At 65.1% G+C, this 21,490-nt stretch carries 15 protein-coding genes and 1 pseudogene; 6 read left to right on the plus strand and 10 right to left on the minus strand.

Annotation, left to right across the window (positions count from 1 at the left end):
* Window positions 1–38 precede the first annotated feature (38 nt).
* Genes ACCQ12_RS16405 through ACCQ12_RS16415 form a run of 3 tightly spaced genes read right to left on the minus strand, consistent with a single transcriptional unit; the run spans window position 39 to window position 3,167 of the window.
* On the minus strand, window positions 39–1,088 hold the full coding sequence (locus ACCQ12_RS16405; protein WP_372382257.1) for an ABC transporter substrate-binding protein: 1,050 nt from the start codon (window positions 1,086–1,088) through the stop codon (window positions 39–41).
* Entirely contained in the window at window positions 1,088–2,473 is a 1,386-nt protein-coding gene (locus ACCQ12_RS16410) for a sensor histidine kinase N-terminal domain-containing protein (RefSeq protein ID WP_179455441.1), read from the minus strand. Before ACCQ12_RS16410 ends, ACCQ12_RS16405 begins: the two co-directional genes overlap by 1 nt.
* Window positions 2,466–3,167: a response regulator transcription factor gene (locus tag ACCQ12_RS16415; RefSeq protein WP_179455440.1), complete on the minus strand. Its 702-nt coding sequence runs from the start codon at window positions 3,165–3,167 to the stop codon at window positions 2,466–2,468. The genes ACCQ12_RS16410 and ACCQ12_RS16415 overlap by 8 nt, the downstream gene beginning before the upstream one ends.
* Window positions 3,168–3,422: 255 nt before the next feature.
* Between ACCQ12_RS16415 and ACCQ12_RS16420 the strand changes: the two genes are divergently transcribed.
* The 4 genes from ACCQ12_RS16420 (at window position 3,423) to ACCQ12_RS16435 (ending at window position 8,278) form a co-directional block, all read left to right on the plus strand.
* Complete coding sequence (locus ACCQ12_RS16420; RefSeq protein WP_166749256.1) at window positions 3,423–4,616, plus strand: porin; 1,194 nt, start codon at window positions 3,423–3,425, stop codon at window positions 4,614–4,616.
* 214 nt (window positions 4,617–4,830) lie between these two features.
* A complete protein-coding gene (locus tag ACCQ12_RS16425; RefSeq protein ID WP_166744294.1) occupies window positions 4,831–6,159 on the plus strand; it encodes a CitMHS family transporter in 1,329 nt (442 codons plus the stop codon).
* 119 nt (window positions 6,160–6,278) lie between these two features.
* Complete coding sequence (gene phbB, locus ACCQ12_RS16430; protein WP_039406241.1) at window positions 6,279–7,019, plus strand: acetoacetyl-CoA reductase; 741 nt, start codon at window positions 6,279–6,281, stop codon at window positions 7,017–7,019.
* Between the two features lie 227 nt (window positions 7,020–7,246).
* On the plus strand, window positions 7,247–8,278 hold the full coding sequence (locus ACCQ12_RS16435; protein WP_039406238.1) for a LacI family DNA-binding transcriptional regulator: 1,032 nt from the start codon (window positions 7,247–7,249) through the stop codon (window positions 8,276–8,278).
* A gap of 269 nt (window positions 8,279–8,547) precedes the next feature.
* Here the strand turns inward: ACCQ12_RS16435 and ACCQ12_RS16440 are convergent, their stop codons facing one another.
* Together ACCQ12_RS16440 and ACCQ12_RS16445 are read right to left on the minus strand one after the other, a co-directional pair.
* A complete protein-coding gene (locus ACCQ12_RS16440) occupies window positions 8,548–9,528 on the minus strand; it encodes an IS5 family transposase (RefSeq protein WP_372382258.1) in 981 nt (326 codons plus the stop codon).
* 72 nt (window positions 9,529–9,600) lie between these two features.
* Complete coding sequence (locus ACCQ12_RS16445; protein WP_372382259.1) at window positions 9,601–10,926, minus strand: MFS transporter; 1,326 nt, start codon at window positions 10,924–10,926, stop codon at window positions 9,601–9,603.
* A 266-nt stretch (window positions 10,927–11,192) separates the two neighbouring features.
* On the opposite strand from ACCQ12_RS16445, the gene ACCQ12_RS16450 reads away from it, so the two are divergent.
* Together ACCQ12_RS16450 and ACCQ12_RS16455 are read left to right on the plus strand one after the other, a co-directional pair.
* Window positions 11,193–13,646 (plus strand): TonB-dependent receptor, encoded by a 2,454-nt coding sequence (locus ACCQ12_RS16450; protein ID WP_372382260.1) that lies wholly within the window; start codon window positions 11,193–11,195, stop codon window positions 13,644–13,646.
* A gap of 35 nt (window positions 13,647–13,681) precedes the next feature.
* Window positions 13,682–15,601 (plus strand): alpha-amylase family protein, encoded by a 1,920-nt coding sequence (locus ACCQ12_RS16455; RefSeq protein ID WP_372382261.1) that lies wholly within the window; start codon window positions 13,682–13,684, stop codon window positions 15,599–15,601.
* Window positions 15,602–15,779: 178 nt separating this feature from the next.
* Here the strand turns inward: ACCQ12_RS16455 and ACCQ12_RS16460 are convergent, their stop codons facing one another.
* The 5 genes and pseudogenes from ACCQ12_RS16460 to ACCQ12_RS16480 all read right to left on the minus strand — a co-directional run bounded on the left by ACCQ12_RS16460 (window position 15,780) and on the right by ACCQ12_RS16480 (window position 21,379).
* On the minus strand, window positions 15,780–16,460 hold the full coding sequence (locus tag ACCQ12_RS16460; RefSeq protein WP_372382262.1) for a type 1 glutamine amidotransferase domain-containing protein: 681 nt from the start codon (window positions 16,458–16,460) through the stop codon (window positions 15,780–15,782).
* Between the two features lie 139 nt (window positions 16,461–16,599).
* On the minus strand, window positions 16,600–17,862 hold the full coding sequence (locus ACCQ12_RS16465) for a flavohemoglobin expression-modulating QEGLA motif protein (RefSeq protein ID WP_166744290.1): 1,263 nt from the start codon (window positions 17,860–17,862) through the stop codon (window positions 16,600–16,602).
* A 2-nt stretch (window positions 17,863–17,864) separates the two neighbouring features.
* The gene (gene rsgA / locus ACCQ12_RS16470) at window positions 17,865–18,956 is read right to left on the minus strand and encodes a ribosome small subunit-dependent GTPase A (protein ID WP_104581395.1); all 1,092 of its coding nucleotides are present in this window, start codon (window positions 18,954–18,956) and stop codon (window positions 17,865–17,867) included.
* Between the two features lie 255 nt (window positions 18,957–19,211).
* On the minus strand, window positions 19,212–20,192 hold the full coding sequence (locus ACCQ12_RS16475) for an IS5 family transposase (RefSeq protein ID WP_372382263.1): 981 nt from the start codon (window positions 20,190–20,192) through the stop codon (window positions 19,212–19,214).
* Between the two features lie 78 nt (window positions 20,193–20,270).
* Window positions 20,271–21,379: pseudogene (locus ACCQ12_RS16480) on the minus strand (IS3 family transposase).
* Window positions 21,380–21,490 lie beyond the last annotated feature (111 nt).

A 21,490-nucleotide genomic window follows, 5' to 3' on the forward strand; every position in this document is an offset into this window, starting at 1 on the left:
TGGCACATGGCCGCCGCCGCTGCCTCGCCTTGCCTTGCCTAACGCGGCGGATGCGTGCTCGCACGCCAGGCGTCCAGAAACTGGCGGCGCTTGAGCTTGTCCAGATACACCAGCAGGCCGGGGCCGAGCGGAATCGGCCGGAACGGTGGTTGCGCCGAGCCGCCGCGGCCGCCGGCGGCCGGCAGTATCGGCATCAGGCGCGCCTCGCGCGAGAGCACCTGCTGACCGCGTGGCGACAGCAGATAGTCGAGGAACCTGCGTGCTTCCGGCGCATGCGGCGCGGTCTTGGGGATTACCGCGGTGCGCAAGGCCACCAGCGTGTAGTCCTGCGGCTGCACGATGCCCAGCGGGGCGCCGGCATCGATGCGGGTCTGCGCGTAGGAGCCGAGCACGTTGTAGGCCAGCAGCAGGTCGCCACGGCTGACGCGGTCGAGCAAGGTGCCGGTGCGTTCTTCCAGCCTGACCTGGTTGGCCCCCAACGCGGCCAGCAACGCGCCGGCAATGCTGCCCACCTGCCCGTCCTGGGTGGCGAACAGATACCCCACCCCGCTGCGTTCGACATCATAAGTGCCCACCTTGCCGCGTAACGGCGCATCGGGTGCACGCAACAAGGCCAGCAACTGCCGCCGGGTCCGCGGCACCCGCGCCGCATCGAGCTTGCGGGTGTTGTAGACGATGGCCACCGGCTCGTAACTGATCCCGAACACCTCGTGCCGCCACTGCGCCCAGGCAGGCAATGCCTCGGTCTGCGCCGAGCGGTGAGCGAGCGCATGGCCGTCGTTCACCAGCTTGGTCTGCAGGTCCATGCTGGCGCTGATCAGCATGTCTGCGGTCGAGGTGCCGGCGCCGGGCTGCAGATAGTGCGCGTAGATATCCCAGGCGATCACGTCTTCGTAGATCACCTCGGTGCCGGGATGCAGGCGCTGGTAGTCCTGGATGACGGCGCCGAATACTTCCAGATCGGTGGAACCCTGTACGCGCAGCTGCGCATGCACCGGCCCCTGCGCGGGGAAGCGCCGCACATCGCCTGGCGCCGCGCACGCGACCCCCTGCATCAGCAACAAGACGATGAGCCACAGCACACGCATCACGCCGTTCCTCCAGGAAAATGCAACGAAGCGATCAACCCGCCGCCGATGCGGTTGGCCAGATCGATACGCCCGCCATGCGCCTCCACCACGCGCTTGACGATGGCAAGCCCCAGCCCCGCGCCGCCGGCCGGCGCATCGGGCCCACGCACGAAACGCTCGAATACGCGCTCGGCCTCGGCGGCCGGGATACCCGGGCCGTGGTCGGCAATGGTGAGCACGTGATGGCTGCCGTCGGTGGTCAGCGCCACCTGCAGCGGCGCGCCGGCGCCATATTTGCAGGCATTGTCGATCAGGTTCTTGAGCGCTTCGCGCAGCAGCAGCGCATCGCCACGCAACAACGCCGGTTGCGGGTCGATGGCCAGTTGCACGCGTGGTGCGCCCTCGCTGCGCGGCAGCGCTTCGTGCAGGGCCTGGTGCAGCACCTCGGCCAGATCCACGGTGGCAAAGCGCTGCAGGTTTGCACGGTGAATCACGCTGGCATCGCTGAGCAACTGATTGAGCAGCCGGCTCATGTGGCTGGCGTTGCGCTCGATCGCCACCAGGCTGCGTTGCATCTCGCGCGGGTCGTCGTCGTCCATGGCCAGCTGCGCCTGCGCGCGCAATGCGGCCAGCGGCGTGCGCATCTGGTGCGCGGCTTCGGCCATGAAGGCGCGCAGGGTTTCGTTGCTGGACGAGAGCCGTGCCATGAAGCGGTTGAGCGCGGCCACCATCAACTGCATTTCCTGCGGTGCCGGCACGGTGAGCGGCTTCAGCTCCGACGGTTCACGCCGGGAGAGGTCACGTTCGATCCGTTGCAGCGGCCGCAGTGCGCGATACACGCCCAGCCACACCAGCCCCAGCGCCAGCAGCGACAACACCCCGATCGCCACCAGGGCATTGAGCACCACATCGCGCGCCACCGCATCGCGTGCGCGCCGGGTCTGGCCCACCTGCACACGCACTTCGCCCTGCCCGGAGGCCGAGGCCACGCGGTGCATCACCACCGCAAAGCGCACCGGCTCACCGCTGTAGAGGGCATCGAACAGCACCGGGCGCTCATCGCCGGGCGCACGTGCCGGCGACGGCAGGGTGTCTTCACCGGTGATGGTGCGGCCCTGCGCGTCGAACACGCGGTAGAACACACGGTCTTCCGGCGCCATGCCGAGCAGGTCGAGCGAGGCATACGGCAGGTCCACCTGCCAGTCGCCGCCGACCAGCGCCACGCTGTCGACGATGGACAGCGCCGAAGACACCAGCAGGTGATCGTAGGACCGGTTGGCCGCGCGCTCGCCGTAATCGCGTGCCGCAAAGAACAGCACCACTGCGCCCAGCAGCGACAGGCTGCCCAGGTACAGCAGCAAGGTGCGCCGGATCGACGGCGCTACCGGCAGCGGCTCAGCCATCGATGACCGGCTCTGCGGGCGCATGCGGGTCGGCTTCCTCGAGCTTGTAACCGGCGCCGCGCACGGTGACGATGCGCAACGGCGCACCGGCCAGCTTGCGCCGCAGCCGGCCGACATACAGCTCGATCGCATTCGGCCCGGCGTCGTCGTCGAAGCCGAACAGGCCGTTGCCGATCTCGTCCTTGCCCACCACGTGGCCCAGCCGCCCGATCAATATCTCCAGCAGGCGGTATTCGCGGTTGGGCAGGTCGATCGGGGCACCGTCAAGTGCCACCGTGTGCGCCGCGTTGTCGAATACGAAGCCGCCGATCTGCACCACCTCGCTGGCCTGGCCACGATTGCGGCGCAGCAGCACGCGGCAGCGTGCTTCGAACTCGCGAAAATCGAACGGCTTGCCCAGGTAGTCATCCGCACCGACGTCCAGCGCCTGCACGCGGTCTTCGATGCCATCGCGCGCGGTCAGCATCAGCACCGGCGTGGTGTCGCCGCGCTCGCGCATCCCGGCCAGCACCCGCAGCCCGTCGAGCTTGGGCAAACCGATATCCAGCACCACCAGATCGAAACTCTGATAGCGCAACACGCTCGCCGCCGCCAACCCATCGGCCTGCCAATCCACCGCATGCCCGCTCCGGCGCATGCGCCGCACGATGGCATCGGCGAGATCGGCATTGTCTTCGACTAGCAGCAGGCGCATGCGGCAGGGATTCGTGAATAGGGATTGGGGATTCGTAACAGCGGTTGGCTGCGGCCGGAAGGTAACAGGCCGCGCGCACAAAAGCTTGCCGCTGCTGCAGTTCTGCTCTTACGAATCCCCAATCCCGACTCCCCAATCCCCGCCCAGCAACGACAGGTCCATGACAGCTTCACCGGACTAGGCTGCTGCCAACGCGCCGCGGCGGTTGTGCGGCGCATCGCTGAACGTGATTCACACATGTACCTGGGAGGGTCTGTGAGCAACGACACCTTGCGCCTGCGTGCGTTCACCGCCTGTGCGGCGCTCTGCCTGGCACCGGCGGTGCATGCGGCCGATGGCGAAGGCCCGGTCACTGCGGAAGTGGGCGGGCGTATCCACTGGGATTTCACCGTGTTCGACAACGATGATCGCGGCACGCCCGAGCGCAACGACACCCAGTTCCGCCGCGCGTGGCTGGACGTGGCGGGCAAGTTCTACGGCTTCAACTACAAGGCCGAGGCGGAATTTGCCGGCCTGCAGTACGAGCCGGGCAGCCGCGGCATCCTGGCGCGCGATGTCTATATCGCCAGGAAGTTTTCTGCCGGTACGCTGACCGTGGGCCAGTTCAAGCAGTACTTCTCGCTCGATGACCGCACCGGCTCCAATTACGGCCCGTTCCTGGAGCGCGGCTATGCCTCCACCACGCTGGCGCCGATCTACCGCAAGGCGATTTCCTGGCAGGCCAACCGCCCGGATGCCACCTGGTCCACGGCGTTGTACAGCCTGGAAAGCATCGATAATTCCGCCACCAAGGGCGGTGCGCTCGGCACCCGGCTGACCTTTGCGCCGGAGATGGGCGAAGCGCGCCTGCGCCACCTGGGCATCTCGCTGGCGCACGAGCGTTATTCGCACCCGGGCAGCGCCGGCGCAGCACCGCTGCTGATCCGGCCACGCCCCGAAAACGATCTGGCCAACAACAGCCGCATCACCCTGGCGCGTTTTGCCGACGGCCGCGATACCGACTTCGACAAATGGTCGCTGGAATATGCCGAAGTCATGGGCCCGTGGTCGTGGCAGAGCGAATTCAGCGGCGGCCTGCTCGACGATGGCAGCCAGCATGCCAAGGTGTTGGCGAGCTACGGGCTGGTCAGCTGGTTCGTCACCGGCGAATCGCGCGGCTACGACCGCAAGACCGGCCGCTTCAGCCGCATCGCCACGCCCAACCGCCCAAGCGGCGCGTTCGAGCTGGCGCTGCGTTACGACTACATGCGCGGCGACCAGCATCTGGATGGGCAGCCCAACTTCATCGATGCCAGCACGCAGTCGTGGACGCTGGGCGGCAACTGGTACTTCAAGCCCAACCTGCGCGTGATGCTCAATGTCATCGACAGCCGCAACCGCGACCGCACCATGAATGCGGTGGTCGATCACACGCTGGCGGTCACCGGCCGCTTCCAGTACGACTTCTGATGCGGTGCCCACCCGCACCTTGCAGTGAAGTGAGCGCTTTGCATGTCATCGCTGCGCGTGTGCAGCGCGGTCCTCGCAAGTCGCTGCATCGTTGCAATGCGCGTGCGCTTGTAACACCGGTGGTTCCCACATCACCGCATCACCAGCACTGCGCGTCCTGTGCAGCGCTGCGCTTCGCCCTCCCCCTGCTGTACGCCTCAAAGGATTTGCCCGCATGCTGACCGCGCTCGGTTTCGGAATGGTGATCACCTTCATGTACCTGATCATGAGCAAGCGGCTGTCGCCACTGGTGGCTCTGATCACGGTGCCGATCGTGTTCGCGTTGCTGGGCGGCTTCGGCACCGGCATCAACGACATGATGCTCGAAGGCATCAAGAAGATCGCGCCCACCGGCGTGATGCTGATGTTCGCCATCCTCTACTTCGGGGTGATGATCGATGCCGGGTTGTTCGACCCGCTGGTCGGCCGCATCCTGCGCCTGGTCAAGGGCGACCCACTGAAGATCGTGATGGGTACGGCGATCCTGGCGATGCTGATCTCGCTCGACGGCGACGGCTCCACCACCTACATGATCACCGTCTCGGCGATGTTGCCGCTGTACCAGCGCCTGGGCATGAACGCGCTCAACCTCACCTGCGTGACCATCCTGGCCAGCGGCGTGATGAACCTGACCCCCTGGGGCGGCCCCACCGCGCGCGCCGCCACTGCCTTGCATGTGGACCCGGCCGATGTGTTCGTGCCGCTGGTACCGGCCATGCTGCTGGCCATTGCCGGCATCCTGACGCTGGCGTGGTACCTGGGCATGCGCGAGCGTCGCCGCCTGGGCGTGGTACGGCTGCCGGCCGACGGCAACTGGCTGGAGACCAGCATCCCCGAAGACAACGACGCATTGCCGCGCGTGGAAGATACCGAAGACATGAAGCGGCCCAAGCTGCTGTGGGTGAACCTGATCCTGACCCTGGCGCTGATGGGCGCGCTGGTGGTGGGCGTGCTGCCGATGCCGGTGTTGTTCATGATCGGCTTTGCGCTGGCGCTGATGATCAACTACCCGAACCTGGCCGAACAGCGCCGCCGCCTGGTCAACCACGCCGGCAACGTGCTGTCGGTGGTGTCGCTGATTTTCGCCGCGGGCATCTTCACCGGCATCCTGTCCAACACCGGCATGGTGGAGGCGATGTCGCGCAGTTTCCTGGCGGTGATCCCCGATAGCTGGGGCCCGTACCTGGCGGTGATCACCGCGATCGTCAGCATGCCGTTTACGTTCTTCATGTCCAACGACGCGTTCTATTTTGGCGTGCTGCCGATCCTGTCCGAAGCGGCCGGCCACTACGGCATCACCCCGGTGGAAATGGCCCGCGCCTCGCTCGCCGGCCAGCCGGTGCATCTGCTCAGCCCGCTGGTGCCATCGACCTATCTGCTGGTCGGCCTGGCCAAGGTCGACTTCGCCGACCACCAACGCTTCACGCTGAAGTGGGCGGTGCTGATCTCGCTGTTGATGCTTGGCGGCGGGTTGGTGTTTGGCTTGTTTCCTTTGGCGCGCTAGCCGCGCGCCGGGATTCGGCATTCGGGATTGGGGATTCGCCAAGCCAGAGCGAATCACTGCCCGCTGTTACGAGTCCCGTTATCCCCAATCCCGAATCCCAACTCCGAAGGAGTTACTCAATGACTCTCCGCATCGCATACGTCACCAGTGGCATGGGCAGTGTGGGCACCGCGATCTGCCAGAAGCTGGCGCGCAGCGGGCACACCGTGGTTGCCGGTTGCGGGCCCAATTCGCCACGCAAGTCGGCCTGGTTGCGCGAACAGCGCGAACAGGGCTTCGATTTCGTGGCCTCCGAAGGCAACGCCGCCGACTGGGAGTCAACCGTGGCCGCGTTTGCCAAGGTCAAGGCCGAAGTCGGCGAGATCGATGTGCTGGTCAACAACGCCGGCGGCAGCCGCGACACCTTGTTTCGGCAGATGACCCGCGACGACTGGAACGCGGTGATCGCCAGCAACCTGCATTCGTTGTTCAACATCACCAAGCAGGTGGTCGATGGCATGACGTCGCGCGGCTGGGGGCGCATCGTCAATATCGGTTCGGTCAGCGCGCACAAGGGCCAGATCGGACAGATCAACTTCGCCACCGCCAAGGCGGCGATGCATGGCTTCAGCCGCGCCCTGGCGCAAGAAGTCGCCTCGCGCGGGGTGACCGTCAACACCATCTCGCCCGGCTACATCGCCAGCGCATCCATCAGCAGCTTTCCGCCGGATGTGCTCGACCGCCTGGCCACCTCGGTGCCAGTGCGCCGGTTGGGCAAGCCGGCCGAAGTGGCGGGGCTGTGCGCGTGGCTGGCCTCCGACGAGGCCGCCTACGTGACCGGCGCCGACTACGCGGTCAATGGCGGCCTCTACATGGGCTGACGGCCGCCGCCGCATGCACTGCCGGCATCTCTTCGGTGGCTCGGGCACAGGCCACGGCGACGCAGCCGTCGTGTCCGCCTGCCACGCGCGTCGACCGATCGAGTGCAAACGCTAGGACATGGGTGCGCGATGACGTAGCGCATCCGCGCACAAGCGGCCGCCACTACGCGAACAACCCGCCTCTAGTGCGAACTGATTACACTCTGGCTTTTCCGCAGTGCGCTGCCATGGCCAAACCTTCAGAACGCACCACGCACAATGCCCGCCCGCAGATGGCCGACATCGCCCGCATGGCCGGCGTCTCCGAGTCCACCGTGTCGCGTGCACTGGCCGGCAGCCCGGTGGTGGCCGAGCGCACCCGCGCCTACATCAAGCAGATTGCCGCCGATGCCGGCTATCAGGTCGACCCGGTCGCGCGCAGCCTGCGCGCCAAACGCTCCAACACGGTGAGCGTGGCGGTGCCGATGATGCATGCGCTGGATCAGCCGCTGTCCGATCCGTTCCTGATGACCATGCTGGCGCTGCTGGCCGAAGAACTCACCGGCCGTGGCTACAGCATGCTGCTGTCCAAGCTGGACCGGCACCAGGACGGCTGGGTGGAGCAGCTGGCGCGCGGCAACCGCTCCGATGGCGTGATCGTGCTGGGGCAAAGCTCCGAGCATGCCGCACTGGACGAGGCCGCACGCGACGGCCTGCCGATGGCGGTCTGGGGCAGCCGCATCGATGGGCAGGCCTACATCAGCGTAGGCAGCGACAATTTCCAGGGCGGCGCTTTGGCCACCGAACATCTGATCGCCAGCGGCCGCCAGCGCATCGCCTTTCTCGGCGACGACCAGCTGCCGGAAGTGGCACCGCGCTTTGCCGGCTACCGCCACGCGCTGGAGCAGCACGGGCTGGAATTCGACACCCGCCTGCATGCGCGCAGCCATTTCGTGAGCGAAGACGCCTACCGGCTGACCCGCGCCATGCTCAAGAAGACCGACCCGCCGGACGGCTTGTTTGCCGCCTCCGACGTGATTGCCGTGGGCGCCATCCGCGCTCTGGTGGAAGCCGGCCACCGCGTGCCGCAGGACATTTCGCTGGTGGGCTTCGACGATATTCCGCTGGCGGCTTACAGCCAGCCACCATTGACCACGGTGCGGCAGGACCTGGGCCTGGCCGCACGATTGCTGGTGGACCGCCTGCTGGCGCTCATTGCCGGCGAAACGGTGCAATCGGTTGAAATGCCGGTGAAGCTGGTGGTGCGCGAGTCGGCGTGAAGCGGGGATTCGGGATTCGGGATTCGGGATTCGGGATTCGGGATTGGGATTGCCGATTCGGAGATACCAGCCGGCAGCCCGCTTCCTTCTCCCGCCTGCGGGAGAAGGTGCCCGAAGGGCGGATGAGGGGGGCAGGCAGCCGGCGATGTCAGCTAGGGATGGTCTGATCAACGAGACCTGAGGATGAGCAACATGCGTTGCTCCGAGGAGTCGCGTCCGGATAGGCGGATTTACACCATTTCCGGCGCAGTCCGGAGGTCATCTCCGGATTACAGGCACACGCCTCCCGCAGTCGGCAGTAACTGCTTTCTCTTCATCCACAGGTTCGACAGCGCAAACAACGTCATCACCTGCGCGGTGTTCTTGGCCAAACCGCGATAGCGCACCTTGGTGTAGCCAAACTGCCGCTTGATCACCCGGAATGGATGCTCCACCTTCGCACGCACGCTGGCCTTGAAGTGTTCCCAACGCTGCTCCCGAGCACGCTCGTGTTTGTTGCCGATGGCTTGGACTGTCGAAGGCCTGGCGGCGATGAAGAATGCAGCCTCGCAGCGCTGCAGCTCGTCGCGTTTTTCCGCACCGGTATAGCCGCTATCGCCGAACACGCTGTCTTCCTTGCCATGCAGCAACGCGTGCATCACCGTCACATCGGACACATTGGCGGCCGTGCAACGGACGTGGTGCACCAGCCCAGAAAACTCATCTACGCCGATGTGCGCCTTCATTCCGAAATACCACTGGTTGCCCTTCTTGGTCTGATGCATCTCAGGGTCGCGCGCATGATCGGCATTCTTGGTCGAGCTGGGCGCAGCGATCAGCGTCGCATCGACGATCGTTCCCGCCCGCAGGCTCTGGCCCCTGCGCGCCAGATGCGCGTTGACCGCTTCCAGCATCCGTGCAGCAAGGTCATGGGTCTCCAGCAGGCGCCGAAAGTTGAGAATCGTGGTCTCGTCGGGAGCGTTGTCCAAGCCGCCGAGCTGGGCAAAACGCCGCAGGGTTGGGATCTCGTGCAATGCCTCTTCCATCGCCGGATCACTCAACGCATACCACTGCTGCAGTAGATGAATCCGCAACATTGTCGCCAGTGCGTACGGCTGCCGACCGGGCCTCCCTGACACCGGATAGTGCGGCTCAATCAGACCAAGTAATTGCTGCCACGGAACGACCCGCTCCATCTTGGCTAAAAAGATCTCGCGGCGGGTTTGCTTACGCTTGCCCAAGCCCTCGGCGTCACCGAACGTCAGTTGCATGCATGCCTCCTCGCTCCAAACCGGTAGTGTCGCGCTTTTGTGGCCCGTTGTTCAGAGATTCCCTAGGTATTCCTAAGAATCTGGCAGGATCACTTTCGGCTTGCGGACGCGCACGCACAGCATCGCTACCGCGGCGGCCAGCATCAGTGCGCCGGCAAGCTTGATCACGTTGCGCGGGTCGCCGTGCAGCAGGCGCTCGTAATACAGCGGCAAGGTGACGATCTGGATCAGCATCGGCAGCACGATGAACAGGTTGAACAAGCCCATGTACACGCCGGTACGCTCGGGCGGAATGCTGTCGGCCAGCATCAGGTACGGGTTGCCCATCATGCTGGCCCAGGCAAGACCAATGCCGATCATCGGCAGCAGCAACAGCCAGCGGTTCTCGATGCCCGGCAACAGCCACATGCCGGCGCCCGCCGCCAGCAGGCACGCGGCATGCGTGTACTTCGGGCCGAAGCGGCGTACCACCGGCACCATCGCAAATGCAGCCAGAAACGCGATGAAATTGTAGAAGCCGCCGATCTGCCCGTTGACCAGCCCCGCCTCGCGGAACCCGTGCGAGGTGGGGTCGGTGGTGCCGAACAACGTGGTCGACAACGACAGCACGATGTATTGCCAGTAGCAGAAGATCGCGTACCACTGGAACAGCATCACCGGGGCCAGCTGGCGCATGGTCGGCGGCATGTCGCGCAACGCACCGCCGATCTCGCGTATCACCGCGCCCAGGCCGGCGCCGCGCTGGCGCATCCGCGCGATCTCTGCCGGCGCAATCGCCGGCTCGCGCACGCTGCGAGCGGTGAGCAGGATGGAGGCGGCCGAAAATCCCGCGCCGATCACGAACGCAGCGATGGTGACGTACGGAATATGGTGGGCGTTGGCGGCATCCTGGTTCATGCCCATCCACACCAGCAACGGCGGCGTGAGGTAGGCCAGCGTCTGCGCCAGACCGGTGAAGGCGCTTTGGGTCAGATAACCCAGCGGCCGCTGCGGTGGCGCCAGCACGTCGCTGACCAGTGCACGGTACGGCTCCATCGCCACGTTGTTGGCCGCATCCAGGATCCACAGCAGGCACACCGCCATCCACAGCGCGGTACTGAACGGCATCGCCAGCAGGCACAGGCTGCACACCAGCGCGCCCAGGACCATGTACGGCATGCGCCGGCCCCAGCGGGTGACCGAGCGGTCACTCCATGCACCCACGAATGGCTGCAGCACCAGCCCGGTGATCGGCCCGGCCAGCCACAGGTACGGCAGGCTGGCGTGGTCGGCGCCCAGGTAGTTGTAGATCGGGCTCATGTTGCTTTGCTGCAAGCCGAAGCTGTATTGCACGCCGAAGAAGCCGGCGTTGAGCGCCAGGATGCGCGCAAAGGAAAGCGGAGGAGCGGTCGACGACATGCAGGGCCCTGGGCATCGGTGCGGCTCCCAGCGGCCGCAGCGCACTGTACCCTGCCGTCTTTGCAATCGATTGTAACGCTGCGCCGCAGCACGTTGGTGCTTTGCCTTACGGGCGGCCGGGCAGCCATCCGAATGCTGCAATGCACGATTGCAATCGATTGTATTGACGCGTATTACTGCGCTCGCACTGCAGGCCGCACGGCCATTCCCTGGGAGGGGACGATGCAGGCGTCGGCACACCACCACCTGTGAGAGAGAGAATCGCGATGTCCACCTTACACACCCTGCGCCTGCATGCCCTGGCCTGCGCGATCGTTTCCTGCCTGTGCGCGCCCGCCGCGCTGGCCCAGGACGCCGCTGCCGCACCCGCCACTCCGCCGGCCGCCGACAGCGCCGCGGTCAATCTGGATTCGGTGTTCGTGACCGGCACCTCCACCGCCACCACCAAGCTGAAATCCAGCGTCTCGGTCAGCACCGTCGGTGCCGAGGCCATCGAACAATCGGCGCCGCGCAGCACCGCCGAAATCTTCCGCAACATCCCCGGCATCCGCTCCGAGTCCAGCGGTGGCGAAGGCAATGCCAACATCGCCGTGCGCGGCCTTCCCGTCGCATCGGGCGGCGCCAAGTTCCTGCAGTTGCAGGAAGACGGCCTGCCGGTGATGGAGTTCGGCGATATCGCCTTCGGCAATGCCGACATCTTCCTGCGCTCGGATTTCACCCTGGACCGCATCGAGGCCATCCGCGGCGGCTCGGCGTCCACGTTCACCAGCAACGCGCCCGGCGGCATCATCAACTTCATCAGCAAGACCGGTGATACCGAAGGCGGCAGCGTCGGCGTCAGCCGCGGCCTGGACTACGACAACACCCGCATCGACTTCAATTACGGCACGCCGTTCGCCGAGCAATGGCAGTTCAACATCGGCGGCTTCTTCCGCCAGGGCGATGGCGTGCGCGATGCCGGCTACACCACCGACAAGGGCGGCCAGATCAAGGCCAACCTCACCCGTCTGTTCGACAACGGCTATGTGCGCCTGTACGGCAAATACCTCAACGACCGCGCCGCCGGCTACCTGCCGGTGCCCACCTCCGTGCGTGGCCGCGACGGCTCGCCGGACCTGGGTGGCTTCCCCGGCTTCGACCCCGGCAACGACACCTTGTACAGCCGCAATTTCCGCAGCGATGTCGGCCTGGACGGCAACAACCGGCCGCGCCGCACCGACCTGGGCGACGGTATGCACCCAATCTCACGCACCATCGGCGCCGAAGCCTGGTTCGACCTGGGCAACGGCTGGAACCTGAGCGAGAAATTCCGTATCGCCGACAACAGCGGCCGCTTCGTCAGCCCGTTCCCGGCCGAAGTCACCGATGCGGCCACGCTGGCGGCCTCCATCGGCGGTGCCGGTGCGCAGCTGGTGCAGGCCAGCGGCGCCGATGCCGGCCAGGCCTATACCGGCAACGCCATCCGTACGCATCTGTTCAATGTCGCCATCAACGACCTGGGCAATGTCACCAACGATCTGAGCGTCTCGCGCGAGTTCGGCGGCGACGGCCGCACGCTCAACCTGCGCATGGGCTATTACAGCTCGCGCCAGACCATCGACATGGACTGGACCTGGAACTCCTACGTGCAGAGCCTGGGCCGCGATTCGCGCCTGCTCAACGTGGTCGACGCTGCCGGCGTGTCGCGCTCGCAGAACGGCCTGTACGCCTACGGCACCCCGTTCTGGGGCGACTGCTGCATCACCCGTAGCTACGACGTGCGTTACGACGTCAACGCACCGTATGTGGCGCTTACCTTCGACAGCGGCAAGTTCAGCGTCGACGGCAGCCTGCGCTACGACATGGGCGACGCGCGCGGCAGCTACAACGGCACCGCCATCGCACAGAACCTGGACGTCAACGGCGACGGCGTGATCCAGCCGGTAGAGCAGCGCGTGGCCACGGTCGACACCGCCAACTCCCGCCCGGTGGACTATGACTGGAATTACCTGTCGTACTCGCTGGGCGGCAACTACCTGATCACCGACGATTTGGGCGCCTTCGCGCGCATCAGCCGCGGCGCACGCGCCAACGCAGACCGGTTGTTGTTCGGCGTGGTGCGCGACGACGGCTCGGTGTCGTCCGATGAAGGCGTCAACGTGGTGCGCCAGGCCGAAGCAGGCCTGAAGTGGCGCCGCGATGGATTGAGCCTGTTCGCCACTGCGTTCTCCGCGCGCACCCAGGAACAGAACTTCGAAGTCACCAGCCAGCGCTTCTTCAACCGCAGCTACGAAGCGCACGGCGTGGAGCTGGAAGCCAGCTACCGCTACGAAGGCTTCACCGTCAACGGCGGCCTGACCTGGACCGATGCAGAAATCTCCCGCGACCAGATCACCCCGGAAAACACCGGCAATGTGCCGCGCCGGCAGGCCGATGTGGTGTGGCAGTTGACGCCCAGCTACCGCGGCGACGGCTATCAGTTCGGCGTGAACCTGATCGGCACCACCGATGCCTACACCCAGGATTCCAACCAGCTCAAGATGCCCGGCTATACGCAGGTGAACCTGTTCGGCGACTACCGCGTGACCGATGCGCTCACCGTCGCACTCAACGTCAACAACCTGTTCAACACCTTCGGCCTGACCGAAGCCGAAGAGGCCAGCATTCCGGCCAACGGCATCATCCGCGCGCGCTCGATTGCCGGCCGCACCACCAGCATCAGCCTGCGTTACGACTTCTAAGGACCCCACGCCGGGCCCAGGCCCGGCGTCTGCCGATGAGCACCTCCCCTATCCGTTTGACCACTGCGCGCGCAGCATTCGCTGCGCCGTTGGACGCATCACGTGCCGATACGCTATTGGCGCGCTTCGATGCACATGCGCCCCGCCTGCTGGATGCCCTGCAGACGCTGTACGGCGAACGCGGCGATTTCTCGACCTGGTTGACGTCCTGGCTGGGCGCGCTCGGCAACAGCGCGCAGCAGCGGCCGGCGGCATTGCAACAGCTCGATGCCACACGCCAGCCGGGCTGGTTCGGCGAACAGCACATGCTGGGCTACAGCGCCTACTCGGACCGCTTTGCCGGCACGCTGCAGGGCGTGGCAGAACGCGTGCCGTACCTGCAGGAACTGGGCGTGCGTTACCTGCACCTGCTGCCGTTCCTGCGTGCACGCGCCGGCGACAATGACGGCGGCTTTGCGGTCAGCGATTACGGCCAGGTGGAACCACGCCTGGGCAACAACGACGACCTGGTCGCACTCACCACCCGCCTGCGCGAAGCCGACATCAGCCTGTGCGCCGACTTCGTGCTCAACCACACCGCCGACGATCACGCCTGGGCCCAGGCCGCACGCGCGGGCGATGCACGCTATCTCGACTACTACCATCACTTCGCCGACCGCTCCCTGCCCGACCAGTACGAACGCACGCTGGGGCAAGTGTTCCCGCATACCGCGCCGGGCAACTTCACCTGGGTGGACGACACCGCGCAATGGATGTGGACCACGTTCTATCCCTACCAATGGGATTTGAACTGGAGCAACCCAGCCGTGTTCGGCGACATGGCGCTGGCCATGCTGCAGCTGGCCAATCTGGGCGTGGAAGCGTTCCGCCTGGATTCCACTGCGTACCTGTGGAAGCGCACCGGCACCGACTGCATGAACCAGCCCGAGGCGCACACCTTGCTGGTGGCGTTGCGCGCGGTGACCGACATCGTGGCGCCGACGGTCGCAATGAAGGCCGAGGCGATCGTGCCGATGACGCAACTGCCGCCGTACTTCGGCAGCGGCATGGACCAGGGCCACGAATGTCATCTGGCTTACCACAGCACGCTGATGGCAGCCGGGTGGTCGGCACTGGCATTGCAACGCGGCGACATCCTGCACAACGTCATCGCGCACAGCCCGCCATTGCCTGCCAATTGTGCATGGCTAAGCTATGTGCGCTGCCACGACGACATCGGCTGGAACGTGCTGCAGCACGAAGCGGCCGGCAACGCGACGCAGCCGCCGTTTTCACTGCGCGATGTCGCGCGCTTTTATGCCAATGAAGTACCGGGCAGCTACGCACGCGGCGAAAGCTTTCAAAGCAGCGGCGATGGCGTGCACGGCACCAACGGCATGGCCGCTGCGTTGGCTGGCATCCAGGCGGCGCACGATGCAGACGATGCGGCGGCGTTGACGATTGCGGTGAACCGGCTGGTGCTGCTGTACGCGGTTGCGCTTGCGATGCCGGGCGTGCCGCTGATCTACATGGGCGACGAATTGGCACTGGTCAACGACATCGGTTACCGCACGGATGCCGAGCGCCAGCACGAAGGCCGCTGGCTGCATCGGCCGGCGATGGATTGGCAGGCCGCCGCACAACGCCACGATGCAGATAGCTTGAGTGGTGCGGTCTATCGCCGTCTGCGTGGGTTGATCCAGCAGCGTGCCGCACTTCCCGCATTGGCTGCCGGTCAAACGCTTGGCAGCGTTGCGCTGGGCAATCCGCAACTGTTTGCGTTGACGCGTGGCGACAGCTTTGTGGCCGTGCATAATTTCTGCGAGCAGCCGCTTGCGGTTGAGCTTGCGGCGATCGACGGTGGCGGTTGGACGCTGCTGGAGACCGGCGGCGAGGTGGACGTTGCAACGCCGAGCGATAACGTGTCGCTTTTGCTCCCGGCTTATGGGGTGCGTTGGTTGCAGCGTGGGGCCTGAGCGAGCGGGCGGTGGTGCGTTGAGCAGCGGCTTGCCGCGTTACAGGCAAACCGTACCCTCACCCCACCCCCCGCTCCGCGCCCCGGCCTGCGCTCGCGGCGCAGGCGCTCCAAGGCACGCGCGCCTGTGGCGCGCAAGCTGTGCCTTTTCGCCCCGACGGAGAGGGGCTTTCGCAAGATCAGCGCTTGGCCAACGTAAGCAAGGTCTCTGCGGTCTTCTCGGACGAAGCGGGGTTCTGCCCGGTGACCAGGGTGCCGTCGGTGACCACGTGCACGCCCCAATCCGCGCCCTTTTCGTACTTGCCACCAAGTTCGGTCAGCACGTCTTCAACCAGGAACGGCACGATCTTGGTCAGGCCCACGCCTTCTTCTTCGCCATTGGTGAAGCCGGTGACGCGGCGGCCGTTGACCAGCGGCTTGCCGTCGCTGCCCTTGACGCGGCGCAGCGCGCCCGGTGCATGGCAAACCAGCCCATGCGGCTTGCCGGCCTTGGCGAATGCCTCGATCAGTGCGATGGAATGCGCATCTTCGGCCAGGTCCCACAGCGGGCCGTGGCCACCCGGGTAGAACAGCACATCGAAGTCGTCGGCCTTGACGTCGGCCAGGCGGTGCGTGCTTGCCAACGCCTTCTGCGCATCCGGGTCCTGCTTGAAACGCTTGGTGGCGTCGGTTTGGGCGTCTGGCTCGTCGCTCTTGGGGTCCAGCGGCGGCTGGCCGCCCTTGGGCGAGACCAGGGTGATGTCTGCACCCGCGTCCTTGAACACGTAATACGGCGCGGCGAATTCTTCCAGCCAGAAGCCGGTCTTCTTGCCGGTATCGCCGAGCTGGTCGTGGGAAGTGAGCACCATCAGGATTTTCATCGCATTGCCTCGCGTCGTTGCCCGTCTCGGGCGAGGCAGGCAGTGTGCAGTCCAGCTCGTTGCAGCCTCGTGTAGAGCGCGTGGGTGTGTGATGCAATATTCACCAATGTCATCGCTGCGTTCTTGCCACTGCGGCGCTTCACACATTGATCGCCGGCGGCTGCAGTTGATCCATGCGGATGCGATTGGCAAACAACGAGAACGCCAGCATGCCGGCCAGCCCGCTGGCCCGGCTCACCCACGGCGGCAGCCAGCGTGGGGCGACCAGCACGCCGCTGTCGAACAACGGCGCAAAACGCGCTACATCCCCGAGCGCCATCTTGCCGGCGAACAGGTAACGGCATAGCTGCAGCTGGTCGCGCTGCAAGGCATGCCGGAAAAAGGTGTGCACGGCCACCAGGCCGCGCAGGTAGACGGTGTCCTTGGTGAATGCACCGCCGCCGCCGGTGGGCACGCCGCGGAACACGCGCTGGGCGGATGAAAAACTCTCCGCCGCGCTCTGGCCACCATTGGTGAAATAGCGAAACACCTCGATGAAGTCGGCACCCGCGCGCGCCATCGCAATCGCCTCGATGCGCAGGCTGATGCGTTTCATGCGTTCGATATCGATGCTGCCGGTGATCTGCTCGGCAAACGTCGCCAGACCCTCCTGCGTGGCGGTAGTGCGCGGCGAGGAAATGCCCAGGCTCGGCAGGTGCACCTGCGCGCGGCCATTGAGCGCGGTGAGCGAATGCACCAGCGCTTCGTGATGGAACAACTGCGCGCGGTCGTAATCGCTGAAGGTGGCGCCGGTACGCAGGCGGATGCGGTGTGCACCGGCGGCCGCCTTGGCCAGCAGATCCGGGTCGAGCGTGACGGTGATGACGCGTCCGTCGAAGAACGCGTCCAGGTCGTTCTGCAGCTGCATGCGCAAGGCGGTGGCCGAGACCGGCACCTGCTCTTCCGGCGCCAGCAGCTCGCGGTCCAGTTCCTGCGCGATCTGGATGAAATGGCGCGCCGCCTCACGCGTGGTCGGGCCGTTGCCCGGCATCGGGTCGTCGGGCACGCCGAACAGCTGCGCCGAGTAATCGCTGACCGCGGCAGTACCCAGCGACTCCAGCAGTCCGGCCGCCAGGTCCCAGCTATGGGTCGAATCGATCAGATACGCACCGATGGGATGATGCGGGTCGGCGGCTTTTGCGATGGCGGACAGTTCGCGCCGGGTGTCGCCGAAATCGAGCGAGGGGTACTCCACCTGCGGTAATTCCGGCTGCCCACGCGCCACGCTGTGCAGAAACGGTTCCTGCAGCGAGCGCGGCCAGCTGGCCAACGCCAGCAGGCGCACGCCGCGCACCGCCTTGACCAAACGCGCGTCCAGCGCCGCGTGATGGACGATGTCCGGCGGGCCTTTGCGCGAAGGCATGCTCAGCGCCGCCCGGGGCGATCGACGCTGGCCGGTCGCTTGCCCGATCCCTTGCCGCGCGTGTTCTGCGCGACCCGAGTGGCAAGCTTTTCGGCGGCGGCGGCCACTTCCACGCGCAGCTTCATGTAGTTGGCCACCCGCTCCGGATCCAGCGTATCGGCCTCGATCGCCGCACGCACCGCGCAACCGGGCTCGGCGATGTGTGCGCAGTCATTGAAGCGGCACTGCGCCGCCAGCGCCTCCACATCGGAAAAGCCGCCTTCGGCCAGATCCTCTTCACCGGTGGGCTTGAGCTCGCGCATGCCCGGCGTATCGATCAGACATGCACCGGTGGGCAGCGGGATCAGCGCACGATGCGTGGTGGTATGCCGGCCACGCGAATCGTTTTCGCGCACCGCATTGGTCTTCATCTTCTGCGTGCCGAGCAGCGTATTGGTCAGCGTCGATTTGCCAGCACCGGACGAGCCCACCAGTACCGCCGTGCGCCCATCGCCTAGCCACGGCCGCAACGCGGCCACACTGTCCGGGTCCTTGGCGTTGACCGCGCGCAACGGAATGTTCTGCGCCTCCAGCTCCTCCAGCACCGCCAATGCATCCTCGGCGTATTCGGTCTGGTCGGCCTTGGTCAGCACCACCACCGGTTCCGCACCGCCGCCGCCGACCAGCAGCAGATAGCGCTCGATGCGGCGCGGATTGAAGTCCGCATCCAGCCCGCACACGATGAACACCGTATCGATATTGGCCGCGATCACCTGCTGGTGATAATGCTCGCCGGCCGCACCGCGCTTGATCGAGGTGCGCCGCGGCAGCAGCGCCACGATGCGCTTGCCCTCCATCAGCACCCAATCGCCCACCGCCGCCCGCTCATGGCTGGGAAAGCGCGGCCGCTGCCACTCCTGCAACGACTCCGCCTTCAGGCTCGCCTCCGGCGTATCGGCCACCACATAGCCGGTGCGATGCTGTTCCACCACCCGCGCCGGCAACGCCTGCGGATGCGCAGCGAACACCGCCTGCCAGGTCGCCTCCTCCGGCGGCCCGGGCCAGGGCCAGCCGATGGATTGGAGGGTGGGGTAATCTGGAGGTGCGTTGCTCATGGGGGAATTCTAGTCTGAATCTCGGCGGCGCTACCCGACCTGCACCCGATACCAATGTCGGTATGCGTAGCAAGCCTCTATAGAAACAAACAACAAAAGCCCTCATGCTCCAGCCCGGTGGCATGCCACTACATTACCTAAGGAAGGTCTGAACAACGATGCCTGACAGGGCGGAAGGTGGCATCGTTCCGGAGAGTCGGGTTTGAAGTTTCGGATTTCTCGCCATTTATGGCGTTTTTCGTAGAATTTCCTGGGTTACGGGCGCACGCTCCCCATCGCAGGCAGTAACTGCTTTCGCTTCATCCACAGGTTTGACAGCGCAAACAAGGTCAGCACTTGTGCCGTGTTCTTGGCCAGGCCGCGATAGCGGACCTTGGTGTAGCCAAACTGGCGCTTGATCACCCGGAATGGATGCTCCACCTTCGCGCGCACGCTGGCCTTGAAGTGTTCCCAACGCTGTTCCCGAGCACGCTCGCGTTTGTTGCCAATGCGTTGCATCGTCGAGGGTCTGGCGGCGATGAAGAATGCCGCTTGGCAGTCCTGCAGTTCTTGGCGTTTGTCCGCGCCGCGATAGCCGCTGTCGCCGAACACGCTGTCTTCTTTGCCATGCAGTAATGCGTGCGTCACCGTGACATCGCCGACATTGGCCGCTGTGCAATGCACATGGTGCACCAGTCCGGAAAACTCATCCACACCGATGTGCGCCTTCATCCCGAAATACCACTGGTTGCCTTTCTTGGTCTGATGCATCTCAGGATCACGCGCATGGTCTGCGTTCTTGGTTGAGCTGGGCGCAGCGATCAGCGTTGCATCGACGATCGTGCCCGACCGCAAACTTTGACCCTTGCGCGCCAGATGCGCGTTGACGGCCTCCAGCATCTGCGTGGCAAGGCCATGGGTCTCCAGTAGGCGCCGAAAATTGAGAATCGTGGTCTCGTCGGGAATGTCGTCCAACCCACCGAGCTGGGCAAACCGCCGCAAGGTCGGAATCTCGTGCAGCGCTTCTTCCATCGCCGGATCGCTCAACGCATACCATTCCTGCAACAGATGAATCCGCAACATGGTCGCCAGTGCGTACGGCTGCCGACCGGGCCGCCCCGACACCGGATAGTGCGGCGCGATCAGCGCAAGCAGTTGCTGCCACGGAACGACCTGCTCCATCTCGGCCAGAAATATCTCGCGCCGGGTTTGCTTACCCTTGCCCAGGCCCTCAGCGTCACCGAACGTCAGCTGCATGGATGAATCCTCTACATGAGGCGGTAGTGTCGCGCATCTGTAGTGAGTTGATCAGACCTTCTGTCGACTCCCCTTAATTCAGTGCCAGCCAAAACTAGAGGTCTGCGGTTGATGTTGATCGCGGAACTCGGCGGGCGTTAGCCCGCCCAGGCTGTCATGCGGGATCTGGTGGTTGTAGTCGGCCAGCCAGTGTTCGGTCTGTTCGCGAACCTCGCTTAGCGTGCGGAACAGATGCATGTCCAGCACGCCGCGCCGGTAGCTGCCGTTGAAGCGTTCGATGAAACCGTTTTGCATTGGACGCCCCGGCTCGATGAAGTCCAAGGCGATGCCCTTGCGCTCGGCCCACTCGGCCAATGCCAATGCAACAAACTCCGGGCCATTGTCCAAGCGAAGTTTGCCGGGGTAGCCTCGCCAGGCGGCGATGCGTTCCAAGGTGCGGATGACGCGGGCGGCCGGAAGATTCAAGTCCACTTCGATCGCCAAGGCTTCCCGGCTGAAGTCGTCGATGACATTGAACGTACGGAAGCGTCGGCCATCCCACAGCGCATCGGACATGAAGTCGATCGACCATCCAGCATTGGGTCCATCGCCGCATGCCAGCGGCTGCGGATGACGGGTCGGGACCCGGCGCCTGCTGCGACGCCGTTGATTGAGCTTCATCAGGCAGTACACGCGCCACACCCTTTTGTGATTTCACACGTGTCCGCGACGGCGGATGATCTGAAAAAGCTTTCCAAAACCACGCTCGGGAAAGCGCTCGGCCAATTCGGACAGCAGCGCAATGACCTCCTCGTCGCGATCGGGACGGCGCCGATAGCGCGCTGTCGAGCGAGCCACGCCAACAACCGCACAGGCCCGGCCCTCGCTCCAACCATGCTGCTCGACGAGCCAGGCAAGAAGCGGGCGTTTGTGCGCCGGGTCTACAGCTTTTTTGCGATGACATCCTTCAATGCGTGGTTTTCCATCGCAAGCTCGGCGTACATGCGTTTGAGCTTGCTGTGCTCGGTCTCCAGGTCGCGAAGGCGCTGCACATCAGCAGCCTCCATGCCACCGTACTTGGACTTCCAGACGTAGTACGTCGCGTCGGAAATACCCAGCTCACGGCACACATCCTTGACCTGGCGGCCGCCCTCAACCTGCTTCAGCGTGGCGACAATCTGGCTCTCGGTGAACTTGCTCTTGCGCATCGTTGGTCTCCTCAGTGGCTAGTGTGCCCGGAGACCTTTAAGTATGGATGGACCAATTTTACGGGGAGTCGACACTTCCTTAGTGGCCTCAGGTGGCCAAAAAAAGCCCCG

The organism is Xanthomonas sp. NCPPB 1068, assembly GCF_041479385.2.
GTDB classification, from domain to species: Bacteria; Pseudomonadota; Gammaproteobacteria; order Xanthomonadales; family Xanthomonadaceae; genus Xanthomonas; species Xanthomonas cannabis.

Coding starts and splice junctions, on each gene's coding strand:
- ACCQ12_RS16450 (WP_372382260.1), top strand. CDS start 11,193: ATGTCCACCTTACACACCCTGCGCCTGCATGCCCTGGCCTGCGCGATC.
- ACCQ12_RS16415 (WP_179455440.1), bottom strand. CDS start 3,167: ATGCGCCTGCTGCTAGTCGAAGACAATGCCGATCTCGCCGATGCCATC.
- ACCQ12_RS16455 (WP_372382261.1), top strand. CDS start 13,682: ATGAGCACCTCCCCTATCCGTTTGACCACTGCGCGCGCAGCATTCGCT.
- phbB (WP_039406241.1), top strand. CDS start 6,279: ATGACTCTCCGCATCGCATACGTCACCAGTGGCATGGGCAGTGTGGGC.
- ACCQ12_RS16475 (WP_372382263.1), bottom strand. CDS start 20,192: ATGCAGCTGACGTTCGGTGACGCTGAGGGCCTGGGCAAGGGTAAGCAA.
- ACCQ12_RS16445 (WP_372382259.1), bottom strand. CDS start 10,926: ATGTCGTCGACCGCTCCTCCGCTTTCCTTTGCGCGCATCCTGGCGCTC.
- ACCQ12_RS16440 (WP_372382258.1), bottom strand. CDS start 9,528: ATGCAACTGACGTTCGGTGACGCCGAGGGCTTGGGCAAGCGTAAGCAA.
- ACCQ12_RS16465 (WP_166744290.1), bottom strand. CDS start 17,862: ATGCCTTCGCGCAAAGGCCCGCCGGACATCGTCCATCACGCGGCGCTG.
- ACCQ12_RS16435 (WP_039406238.1), top strand. CDS start 7,247: ATGGCCAAACCTTCAGAACGCACCACGCACAATGCCCGCCCGCAGATG.
- ACCQ12_RS16405 (WP_372382257.1), bottom strand. CDS start 1,088: ATGCGTGTGCTGTGGCTCATCGTCTTGTTGCTGATGCAGGGGGTCGCG.
- rsgA (WP_104581395.1), bottom strand. CDS start 18,956: ATGAGCAACGCACCTCCAGATTACCCCACCCTCCAATCCATCGGCTGG.
- ACCQ12_RS16410 (WP_179455441.1), bottom strand. CDS start 2,473: ATGGCTGAGCCGCTGCCGGTAGCGCCGTCGATCCGGCGCACCTTGCTG.
- ACCQ12_RS16460 (WP_372382262.1), bottom strand. CDS start 16,460: ATGAAAATCCTGATGGTGCTCACTTCCCACGACCAGCTCGGCGATACC.
- ACCQ12_RS16425 (WP_166744294.1), top strand. CDS start 4,831: ATGCTGACCGCGCTCGGTTTCGGAATGGTGATCACCTTCATGTACCTG.